The sequence below is a fragment of the Nonomuraea rosea genome (assembly GCF_039539705.1).
Taxonomy (GTDB): Bacteria; Actinomycetota; Actinomycetes; order Streptosporangiales; family Streptosporangiaceae; genus Nonomuraea; species Nonomuraea rosea.
On record NZ_BAABDQ010000055.1, the window covers coordinates 77,240 to 86,298 of the forward strand.

Here is a 9,059-nt window from a genome sequence, read left to right on the forward strand (position 1 = left end):
CGCAGGGGAAGGAAGCGCTTACTTGGTTCGCAAGCCTAACAACTGGGGACGATTCGGCCCAGACGATCAGCGTGGCACCCTCAATCTCCTCACCCCTGCCGTGGTGCTCGACGCCCTGCGCAGCGCCACCACGGGCGAGGTCTTGAGTCTGGCCATGCCGATCAGGGGCGCCACCTCCTCACCCGCTCCCACGACGGTCCCGCACCTGCCGGGCCGCCCGCTGCCGCAGCACTTCATGTCCGTGGACGGCGCCGACTACGCGGCCGGCGCCCGTCCGATCGGCGAGGGGCTGAGGGTGGCCGACGACGCGCTCATCGTCACTCATCACGGCACCACGACCCACATGGACGCCCTGTGCCACATGTGGTCGGGCGACGAGCTCTACAACGGTCATCCGGCCGCCCGGGTCCGCTCGTACGGGGCCACCAGGTGCGGCATCGAGCACGTGGGCGGGGTGGTCGCCAGGGGAGTCCTGTTCGACGTGCCCCGTCACCTCGGGCTCGACCATCTGCCGGCCGACTTCAGGATCTCCGCCGAGCTGCTGGCCGAGCTGGGCACGCCGCGGGCGGGAGACGCGGCGGTGATCCGTACCGGCTGGCCGTTGGTGTGGGGGCGGTCGCACGAGGAGTACTGGTCGGGACAGCCGGGGCTGTCGGCGGAGGCGGGCCGCTGGCTGGCCGCGCACGACGTCTCGGTCGTGGCCTCGGACAACGCCGCGATCGGCGGCCTGAACGCCCGGGGCCTCGCCGACGAGGGACTGGCCGACGATCTGCACCTGATCCTGCTCCATCGGCACGGGATCCACCTGGTGGAGATGCTGTGGCTGGAGGAGCTGGGGGCGGCGGGACGTACGGAGTTCGTGTTCGTGGCGGCGCCGCTCAGGATCGAAGGAGGCACGGGCAGCCCGATCACTCCGCTGGCCATCCTGTGACCGCGCTCCGAGCGCCTCAGCCCGTAGGCCAGGTCACCGGCAGGCTGCCGACCCCGTACACCGCGGCGTTCTCCTTCAGGGACACGCCGGCGGCGGGGACGGCCAGCCGCAGATCAGGGAAGCGCTCGAACAGGGCGCGATAGCCGATGCGCAGCTCGATCCTGGCGAGCTGCTGGCCGAGGCACTGGTGCACGCCGTGGCCGAACGACAGATGCCGCCGCGCCTCCGGCCGGTCGAGCCTGAGCTCCTCAGGGTCGTCGAACGCGGCCGGATCGCGGTTGATCACCGGCAGGGACAGCGCGACCGTCTCGCCCGCCCGTACCAGCTCGCCGGCCACCTCCACGTCCTCCAGCGCGGTACGCAACGGCGCGCCCAGATGCAGGATGGACAGCCAGCGCAGCAGCTCCTCCACCGCCTCGTCCCCGAACTCCCGCTCCCGCCGCCCTTCCCGGAGCAGCGCGAACACGCCCAGGGCGAGCATGTTGGCGGTGGTCTCGTGCCCGGCGACGAGCAGGATGAGGGCGACGTTCGTCAGCTCCTCGACGGTCAGCTCCGCCTTCAGCCCGCCGATCAGGTCGTCGTCGTCCGGGCTCTTGCGCCGTACGAGCTCGGCCAGGTACGCGGTCAGCTCCTTCAGCGCGACGGGACCCTCAGGACTCGGGGTGACGATCCTGGTGCTGTGGCGCTGGAAGAAGTCGTGGTCGGCGTACGGGACGCCGAGCAGCTCGCAGATCACCAGGGACGGGATCGGCAGCGCGTACGCGGTGACGAGGTCGGCGACCGGGCCCGCCTGCTCCATGGCGTCCAGCCGCTCGGCCGCGATCCGCTCGATGCGCGGCTCCAGCAGGCGCATCCTGCGCACGGTGAACTGGCCGGTGAGCAGGCGGCGGTAGCGCGTGTGCGCGGGCGGGTCCATGGCGGCGAAGAAGCCGGGCGGGGCCGGGCTGGCGACGCCGCCTGGGCGTACGGAGTGCAGGACGACGTGCTTGAGCTCCTGCCGGGCGCTGAACCTCGGGTCGCTCAGCACGGTACGGGCCGCCGCGCTCGTGGTGGCCAGCCAGCCCAGGTGCCCGTCGGCGAACTCCAGGCGGCTCATCGCCGGCAGGCCGCGCAGCTCGGGCGGCGGGTCGAAGGGGCAGCGCGGGTCTCGGTGGATGGGAAGTCGCATAATTATGAGAGTAGACTCCTATTTAGAAGTTGTATAGCGAAAAACAGTCATCTCTCGAAAGTGGACGTGTGCGCCGCGGACCCGGAGAATAGGCGGACATGGACGAACGACCGGGCTTGCGCGAGCGGAAGAAGGCCAAGACCAGGGCCTTGATCCAGAAGGAGGCGCTGCGGCTGTTCCGCGAGCAGGGCTACGCCGCCACGACGGTCGAGCAGATCGCCGAGGCGGCGGAGGTGGCGCCCAGCACGGTCTTCCGCTATTTCGCGACAAAAGAGGATCTGGTGCTGGTCGACCAGTTCCCGCCCTTCATGGACGCCCTCCAGGCGGTGCCGCCCGACGTCGGTCCCATCCGCGCCGTGCGGATGGCCATGAAGGCTGTGACCGAGGCGCAGACGCCGGAAGAGCGGGCCGAGGGGCTGGCGCGGGAGATCCTCATGCTCACGGTGCCCGAGCTCTGGGCGGCGAGCCTGGAGAACGTCACCGGAGTGGTGCGGACCATCCAGGGGCAGCTCGCGGCGCGCGAGGGGCGCGCTCCGGACGACCCGGAGATCCGCAACGTCACGGGGGCGATCATCGGGGTGCTGTTCGCGGTCTGGTTCGAGTGGGTGAAGGATCCCGGCATGGACGCGCCCGCCCAGCTCGACCAGGCCTTGGAGCACCTGGAGGCGGGGCTCCCGCTGCGCTGATCAGGCGCCCGGGTAGTTGCCGCCGCCGTGGGCGGCGTCCAGGGCGTCGTAGTCGGGGGTGAAGCCGCGTTTGGGGATCTCCGGTACGAAGGCCACACGCCGCGGCTTCTTGTACGACGCCAGCACCGTCTTCACGTGCTCGATGAGATCGTCTTCCGTGACGGTGGCGTCCGGTTTGAGTGCCACGACGGCCTTGACCGACTGGTGCCAGGCGGGGTCGGGCACGCCGATGACGGCCGCGTCCGCTACGGCGGGGTGTGATTTGAGGGCGCGTTCGACCTCGGCCGGGTAGATGTTCTCGACGCCCGACTTGATCATCCGGAGCTTGGGGCCGATGAACGTGATCGTGCCGTCGGGCTCGCGGCGGCCCAGGTCGCCGGTGTGGTGCCAGCCGTACAACGACTTTTCAGCATTTAAGTCGGGCCGGGCGAAATATCCGGAAAAGAGGGTCTTGCCGCGGGCGCAGATCTCCCCGGCCTCGCCCGCCGCCACCTCGGCGCCGTCGGGCCCCAGCAGGCGTACCTGGACCAGCGGGCTGGGCCGCCCCGCGAACCCCGCGCCGCCCTGCGCCAGCCCCAGGAACGTGAGCATCCCGCCCACCTCGGTCTGGCCGTACCCGCCCATCTTGGACCGGCACCAGGGGGAGTCGTCCACGGTGATCATGCCGTCCCACTCGGCGGAGTGCGCGACGAACCGGAGCGACGACAGGTCGTACTTGCCGCCCGCGTTCGCCTTCGCCACCGCGTCGATCATCTGCCCGAACAGGAACGCCTGCGTCACCCGCTCCGCGTCCACCAGGCGGCAGAGCTCCTCGGCGTCGAAGGCGGGCATGAAGACGTTCGTGCCGCCGATCTGGAGCGTGGCCAGGCAGAACATCATGGTGCCGACGTGGAAGAGCGGCCCGTTGTTCAGGAAGGTGAAGCCGGGCTCCATCTGGCGGACCACGAGGAGCGAGGTCGCGTGCGCGAGGAGCGCGGCGCTGCTGAGCAGGGCGGCGCTGGGCCGGCCGGCGAAGGCGGCGGTATAGAGGGCCAGGGCCGGCTCGGTGTCCGCGACCTCGGGGAACTCGCCCGGCGTCCCGCTCGCGACCAGCCGTTCGTACTCGGCACCCGCCTGCACCCAGGCCCCCGCGCTCGTCCCGGGACGCGCGTGGAGCGCGGTGGTGGCGTCCGACGGCTCCCAGACGACGACGGCGGGGGACAGGTCGGACAGGACGAAGCGGAGCTCGTCCTCCGCCTGGCGCCAGTTGGCCGGGCAGAACACGGCACCCAGGCGCGAGCAGGCCAGCAGCAGCTCCAGCACGGCATGTGAGTTCTGCCCCAGCCAGAGCACCCGATCACCACCCGACACCCCCTGCTCCGCCAGCGCGGCGGCGAGCCGGCTCACCCGGGCGTCAAGCTCCGGGTACGTGAGCCGCACGCCCCCGTCCACCACCGCCACGACCTGGGGACGGCTGCGGGCGTGGTCGGCGACGACGTCTGACAGAGACAGACTGTGAATCATCTGGGCCTCCGGCGGGGGGTGTGGCACGGGTGTCAGGCGAAAGCCGGCATGACTTCCGCGGCGAAGAAGCGCATGACCTGCTTCATCTCCTCCAGCGGCATGGGCCGGGTGCTGCCGAAGTCGCAGAGCAGGTTCGAGAATCCGGCGTCCTTGAGCAGCGCGATCTGCTCGATCACCCGCTCCGGGTCCCCGATCACCTCCAGCTGCTCCCACCGGAAGTCCGCCGACACCGAGCCGCCCTTGAGGTAGCGGTCCTGGTAGTACTCGAAGCCCTGCGCGGCCCGTCCGGTCTTCGGGTCGATGGGGGCGCTGCGCTCGTTGAAGATGCGCGAGCGGTCGAAGGACGCCTCGAACCTGGCCTGGTCCGCGCGCGCCTGCTCCAGCGTCGGGGCGACGTACACGCTGCGGGCCACCACGAGCTCGGCCCCGTCGGGGTGCCTGGCCTGCGCGGCCGTCTCCCGCCAGGTCTCCGCCGCCCTGACGACCTTCCTGAACGTCGCGGCGGGATCGGCCAGGATGGGCAGGCCGCGCTCGGCGTACATGGTGACGGTCTCTGGCGAGACGGCCGCCACGTGCAGCGGCGGGTACGGGGTCTGCAGCGGCCGGGGCGCGAGCGAGACCTCGGCGCCGGTCTTGTAGAACTTCCCTTCGTGCTGGTACGCCTCCTGCGTCCAGAGCCCGATGATGACCTCCAGCGCCTCGTTGAACCGGTCGCGCGCCTCGGCCAGGTCGATCCCGAACCCCTCGAACTCGAAGCTCTGGTACCCCCGCCCGATCCCCAGCTCCAGCCGGCCGCCCGAGAGCACGTCCACGAGCGCGGCCTCCTCGGCCACGTGGATCGGATTGTGGAGGGGGAGCACCACGATGCCGGTGCCCAGCCGCAGGCGCGAGGTGCGGGCGGCGGCGTGGGCGAGCATGGTGAACAGGTTCGGTACGACGCCGTAGTCGCGGAAGTGGTGCTCGGCCAGCCGTACCCCGTCGAAGCCCAGCTCCTCGGCCAGCTCGATGAGCTCCAGGTGGTAGTCGTAGACGTCCTTGAAGCTCTGGCCGTCGAAACGGTGGAAGAGGTGGAAGGTCGAGAACTTCATGCGGCGGCCCCTCAGCGGTAAACCAAGCGCTCGCTTGGGAGCGTACCACGACCAGACCTTCGGGCAGCACGACCGTCGCCAAGAACCCGCCCAGGCACAGGCCTTCGCGAGGGGGCGCTACGCGCGGTGCGCTTCGGTCTGCGCCCCCCAGGGGGCTCCGCCCCCCTCGCCCCCCGGAAACCCCCGCTCGCTTCGCTCACCGTCGCCCACCCGTTGCCCGGTTACACGGTGGGCCTGCTGGAGCCCACCCCGAAAAGCGCGGGCCTTCGCGGTGGGGGCGCTCGCGCGGTGGGCTTCGGGCTGTGTCTCCCAGGGGGCTCCGCCCCCCTCGCCCCCCGGAAACCCCCGCTCGCTTCGCTCACCGTCGCCCACCCGTTGCCCGGTTACACGGTGGGCCTGCTGGAGCCCACCCCGAAAAGCGCGGGCCTTCGCGGTGGGGGCGCTTCGGGCTGTCTTTCCCAGGGGCTCCGCCCTCTCGCCCCGGAAACCCAGTTTGGTGGCTTGGTCCGGGGATTCCCGGCAAGCGTGTCGAGGGCCTAAGAGCTGGTTCTTGGAGGCCGCACTACTCCGGCGAGCACAAAGTGACGTGGTGTGAATGTGCAGGTCATCGCTGATGTGACGGCCGGCTCGTCCGCCCAACCGGCCCTTTCGGGCGGTGGCTGCGACACTCTCCCCCATGACGACACGGCCACACTGGACCGACGACCTGTTTCCGTTCCCCACCCCACCTGCACTCGTCAAGGTGGTCGACATCGCCTGGGAGGAGGGGTTCCTCGCGACGGACCTGTACGAGGAGGGCCTGTACGACGCTTCCCGTGTGCAGACCAGCTTCGCCTTGCCGTTCGACCTGTCCGAGGTGCCCCTCGCGCCTCAGGGATGGGAGTACTGCTACGCGGGGGAAGCGTTCCGCCGGCACCATGTGCCGTTCATGTCCGTACCGGAACTCCTGCCCTTCGCGGACCTGGGCAATGGCACCTGCATCGGATGGGTGCTCCCCGCGCCCGAGCTCGGGCGCACCGACCATCCCGTTGCCTCCTTCGGCCACAAGGAACCAGGTGTCATCGGCCGGAACACCCTGGACGGCCTCACCTTCCTGCTCTCCATCGCTCTGCGCAGCGGAGGAGAGCGCCGGCGCACCCAGGTGGCACAGCTGTCCGCCGAACTCGGCATCCGGCCCACCCCGGAGTACGGGGTGAACCCCGGCGGCGGCGATATGGAGATCCCCCTCGATCTTGCGCCGCCGACCGGCTGGCGCCACGAACCCGACCCGTCCGGTATCGGTATCGGCGTTCTTGCACCGAACGACGCCTTCGCCGACGACTACCCCTTGTACACAGGGGAGATAGACCTCATCCTGGCCGACGCCTCCAGGATGCTCGATGCGGGCCACCCGGCGAGCGCTCTGCTGGGACTCACCGCCGCCTACCACGAGGATGTACGGCGCTTCCCGGAACTCCACCCCTTATGGGCTCGCGCTTACGACGATCTCGGCCGCACGCTGCTCCGAGAACGTCTCGACGTCATGCTGGAGGACCACCAGTGAGACGACCTTGGGCATGCCCCGGTTCAGCCAACCTGCCACACGTTTCCGCGTCAGGCCGGGTTGCCCGGCGTTTCCGCCCGGTCAGGACGGAAGATTTCCTCGATGGTCAGGCCGAAGACGTCGGCGATGGTGAACGCCAAGGGCAGGCTGGGGTCGTACCGCTCGGTTTCGATGGCGTTGATGGCCTGCCGGGAGACTTGGCACCGGTCGGCCAGGTCGGCCTGGCTCCACCGGCGAGCGGCACGCAGTTCGCGTAGTCGGTTCTTCATGGTGTGCCGTCACCGGTGGAAGCGGGTGCGCAGGTCCGCGATGAACAGCCAGATCGCCACGCCACCGAGCAGGATCAACTGCGCGAGCTGGTGGAGCTGGATGATGCTCGCGGCATCGAGCAGGGTGGCCACTTGCAGCGCCACGAGGACTGCGGCGAACGCGATGGCCATGCTCTCCAACTGAATCCTGCGCAGGTATTCGTCCGCGCGCCGGAATGCCCGCAGCAGCACCCAGGCCATCGCGAGAGTGAACACGATGGTGATCGCGATCCACCAGGCTTTCTGGGCGGTGCTCTGGTCGGGGTTGCTGCCCAGGGTCAGGGCGATCACGCCCAGAGTGACCACGGGTATGCCGTCGATGAGCACAGCACGTCGGGCCGCGCGTGTCACCTGGTCCTGCTCTGCCTGCTTTGCCATACGATAAATGTAAGGTTTCCCTTCCATCTAGTCAAGCGATCCTGACTTTATGGAAGGGAAACCTTACATTTGGGCGACGTCGAACAAGAGGTACAGGCCGCTACGCGGGTGGCCGGAGTTCAATCGACGTGGGGATGCCTCTGCTCCAGGTAGTCATTGAGCAGCCGCCACTGCGTGGGGTGAATGTCCAGGGTGTGCAACTCGCCGGGCTCGACCCACCGCACGTCGCTCGCCTCGTCGTTCGCCTCCGGCCGACCGCCGACCGGGCGGGCGATCAGCATGACCTCGTACTCCTGGCGGATCTCCCCGTCCGTGTAGGCGACGATGTGACCGGGGTCGGAGTAGATCCCGAGAATGCCGACAGGTTCGACCCGGACGCCGGTCTCCTCCTCAGTCTCCCGAACCGCGCACTGTGCGGGCGTCTCGCCGATCTCCATCTTGCCCATGGGCAACGCCCACTGGCCGGTGTCCCGTCGGCGCTGCATGAGGATGCGGCCCGCGTCGTCCACGGTGACCGTTCCGCAGGCCGGCACCAAGCTGTTCGCCTTCGGCGCGTCCGGGTCGTTCCAGTACTCGACTCGTCCCATGAAGTGCCTTTCAGATCTCCGCGCCGGACCAAACGCACTCGAACGAGAACATGTATCGGTCGGCATCTTGCTGGTCAGCGGGGATAAAGTCCGATGACTGACCGGGCTGGTATCGGCGGGCCATTCCCTGCGCCGAAGAGCTGTATGGGAATCCGAACGCGAGGCGGAGGAGAAGGACCGATGACAGATTTTCCCAGGTGGAGCGACGTCCGCGCTGACATCGTGGCCACCTCCGGCGGCGAGGAGGCCGTGGCTGAGGCCCGGCGGCGTAATCAGGCCTACATCGACGGCCACCGGCCGGCCGAACGGCGCAAAAGCCTGGGCCCGTCACAGACCGATGTCCCTGACCTGATGGAGTGACCAAGAGCCGGGGTCTCTCAGATCGAACGCGGTGAGGTGTCCACCGTTGAGACCATCGCCCGCTACGTGCAGGCCCTCGGCGGGCAGCCTCAGATCTCGGCCGTGTTCGGCGATGACCTGTACATCCTGCGCGGCACCGACACCCACGCCGCATAACTCGCTGACCGAAGGCCGCCCGGAAAGTTTTGAAAAGAAATCCGGGAGGCGTGTCGGATCGGGGCGGTGGTGTTCGTAGCAGAGGTGAGGCCGCCGCAAGGAGCGTGCGACCACCTTCTCGCAAGGAGACACCATGACCGCCACCTACACCTTCGACATCTTCTCCACGCTCGACGGCTTCGCCAACCACAACGGCGACTGGGGCGGCTACTGGGGCAAGCAGGGCCCCGAATTCCTCGCCCATCGCGCCGCCGCCTACCGCGACCCGCTGCGCATGGTGCTCGGCGCCAAGACCTACTCCTCGAACGCGCCGTTCCTCACCCCGGGCTTCGACCGCAGCCTGTTCGACGG

Annotated in this window: 10 protein-coding genes and 1 pseudogene; 5 read left to right on the forward strand and 6 right to left on the reverse strand. The window is 69.1% G+C overall.

The genetic code is table 11. The features are described 5' to 3' along the window. The first annotated feature begins 22 nt into the window (after positions 1 to 22). Entirely contained in the window at positions 23 to 931 is a 909-nt protein-coding gene (locus tag ABEA43_RS60925) for a cyclase family protein (RefSeq protein WP_345577673.1), read from the forward strand. Between the two features lie 16 nt (positions 932 to 947). Here the strand turns inward: ABEA43_RS60925 and ABEA43_RS60930 are convergent, their stop codons facing one another. Next, positions 948 to 2,099, reverse strand: a complete 1,152-nt coding sequence (locus ABEA43_RS60930) for a cytochrome P450 (RefSeq protein ID WP_345577676.1) — start codon at positions 2,097 to 2,099, stop codon at positions 948 to 950. A 98-nt stretch (positions 2,100 to 2,197) separates the two neighbouring features. Between ABEA43_RS60930 and ABEA43_RS60935 the strand changes: the two genes are divergently transcribed. Beyond that, positions 2,198 to 2,785 carry a TetR/AcrR family transcriptional regulator gene (locus ABEA43_RS60935; protein ID WP_345577679.1) on the forward strand — a complete coding sequence of 196 codons (588 nt, stop codon included), beginning with the start codon at positions 2,198 to 2,200 and terminating at the stop codon, positions 2,783 to 2,785. Here ABEA43_RS60935 and ABEA43_RS60940 read toward each other — a convergent pair whose 3' ends face one another. Both ABEA43_RS60940 and ABEA43_RS60945 read right to left on the reverse strand, forming a co-directional pair. Continuing rightward, positions 2,786 to 4,288, reverse strand: a complete 1,503-nt coding sequence (locus ABEA43_RS60940; protein ID WP_345577682.1) for an AMP-binding protein — start codon at positions 4,286 to 4,288, stop codon at positions 2,786 to 2,788. It lies immediately after the preceding gene. Positions 4,289 to 4,320: 32 nt separating this feature from the next. Beyond that, complete coding sequence (locus tag ABEA43_RS60945; protein ID WP_345577685.1) at positions 4,321 to 5,376, reverse strand: LLM class flavin-dependent oxidoreductase; 1,056 nt, start codon at positions 5,374 to 5,376, stop codon at positions 4,321 to 4,323. Positions 5,377 to 6,118: 742 nt separating this feature from the next. On the opposite strand from ABEA43_RS60945, the gene ABEA43_RS60950 reads away from it, so the two are divergent. Then, positions 6,119 to 6,919: a hypothetical protein gene (locus tag ABEA43_RS60950; RefSeq protein WP_345577688.1), complete on the forward strand. Its 801-nt coding sequence runs from the start codon at positions 6,119 to 6,121 to the stop codon at positions 6,917 to 6,919. Between the two features lie 50 nt (positions 6,920 to 6,969). On the opposite strand, the gene ABEA43_RS60955 is transcribed toward ABEA43_RS60950, so the two are convergent. From ABEA43_RS60955 to ABEA43_RS60965, 3 genes are all read right to left on the reverse strand, one after another. Then, the gene (locus tag ABEA43_RS60955; RefSeq protein WP_345577691.1) at positions 6,970 to 7,188 is read right to left on the reverse strand and encodes a helix-turn-helix transcriptional regulator; all 219 of its coding nucleotides are present in this window, start codon (positions 7,186 to 7,188) and stop codon (positions 6,970 to 6,972) included. 9 nt (positions 7,189 to 7,197) lie between these two features. Further along, positions 7,198 to 7,605: a hypothetical protein gene (locus ABEA43_RS60960; protein WP_345577694.1), complete on the reverse strand. Its 408-nt coding sequence runs from the start codon at positions 7,603 to 7,605 to the stop codon at positions 7,198 to 7,200. A 119-nt stretch (positions 7,606 to 7,724) separates the two neighbouring features. Then, entirely contained in the window at positions 7,725 to 8,192 is a 468-nt protein-coding gene (locus ABEA43_RS60965) for an NUDIX hydrolase (RefSeq protein ID WP_345577697.1), read from the reverse strand. A gap of 180 nt (positions 8,193 to 8,372) precedes the next feature. Between ABEA43_RS60965 and ABEA43_RS60970 the strand changes: the two genes are divergently transcribed. Beyond that, positions 8,373 to 8,552 (forward strand): hypothetical protein, encoded by a 180-nt coding sequence (locus ABEA43_RS60970; protein WP_345577700.1) that lies wholly within the window; start codon positions 8,373 to 8,375, stop codon positions 8,550 to 8,552. Positions 8,553 to 8,841: 289 nt separating this feature from the next. Further along, positions 8,842 to 9,059 (forward strand): annotated as a pseudogene (locus ABEA43_RS60975) (dihydrofolate reductase family protein); the annotation flags it as partial.

Bases quoted from the DNA above. Each gene is read 5' to 3' on its own strand.
- ABEA43_RS60930 (WP_345577676.1), bottom strand. From the start codon at position 2,099: ATGCGACTTCCCATCCACCGAGACCCGCGCTGCCCCTTCGACCCGCCG.
- ABEA43_RS60935 (WP_345577679.1), top strand. From the start codon at position 2,198: ATGGACGAACGACCGGGCTTGCGCGAGCGGAAGAAGGCCAAGACCAGG.
- ABEA43_RS60940 (WP_345577682.1), bottom strand. From the start codon at position 4,288: ATGATTCACAGTCTGTCTCTGTCAGACGTCGTCGCCGACCACGCCCGC.
- ABEA43_RS60945 (WP_345577685.1), bottom strand. From the start codon at position 5,376: ATGAAGTTCTCGACCTTCCACCTCTTCCACCGTTTCGACGGCCAGAGC.
- ABEA43_RS60955 (WP_345577691.1), bottom strand. From the start codon at position 7,188: ATGAAGAACCGACTACGCGAACTGCGTGCCGCTCGCCGGTGGAGCCAG.
- ABEA43_RS60960 (WP_345577694.1), bottom strand. From the start codon at position 7,605: ATGGCAAAGCAGGCAGAGCAGGACCAGGTGACACGCGCGGCCCGACGT.
- ABEA43_RS60965 (WP_345577697.1), bottom strand. From the start codon at position 8,192: ATGGGACGAGTCGAGTACTGGAACGACCCGGACGCGCCGAAGGCGAAC.
- ABEA43_RS60970 (WP_345577700.1), top strand. From the start codon at position 8,373: ATGACAGATTTTCCCAGGTGGAGCGACGTCCGCGCTGACATCGTGGCC.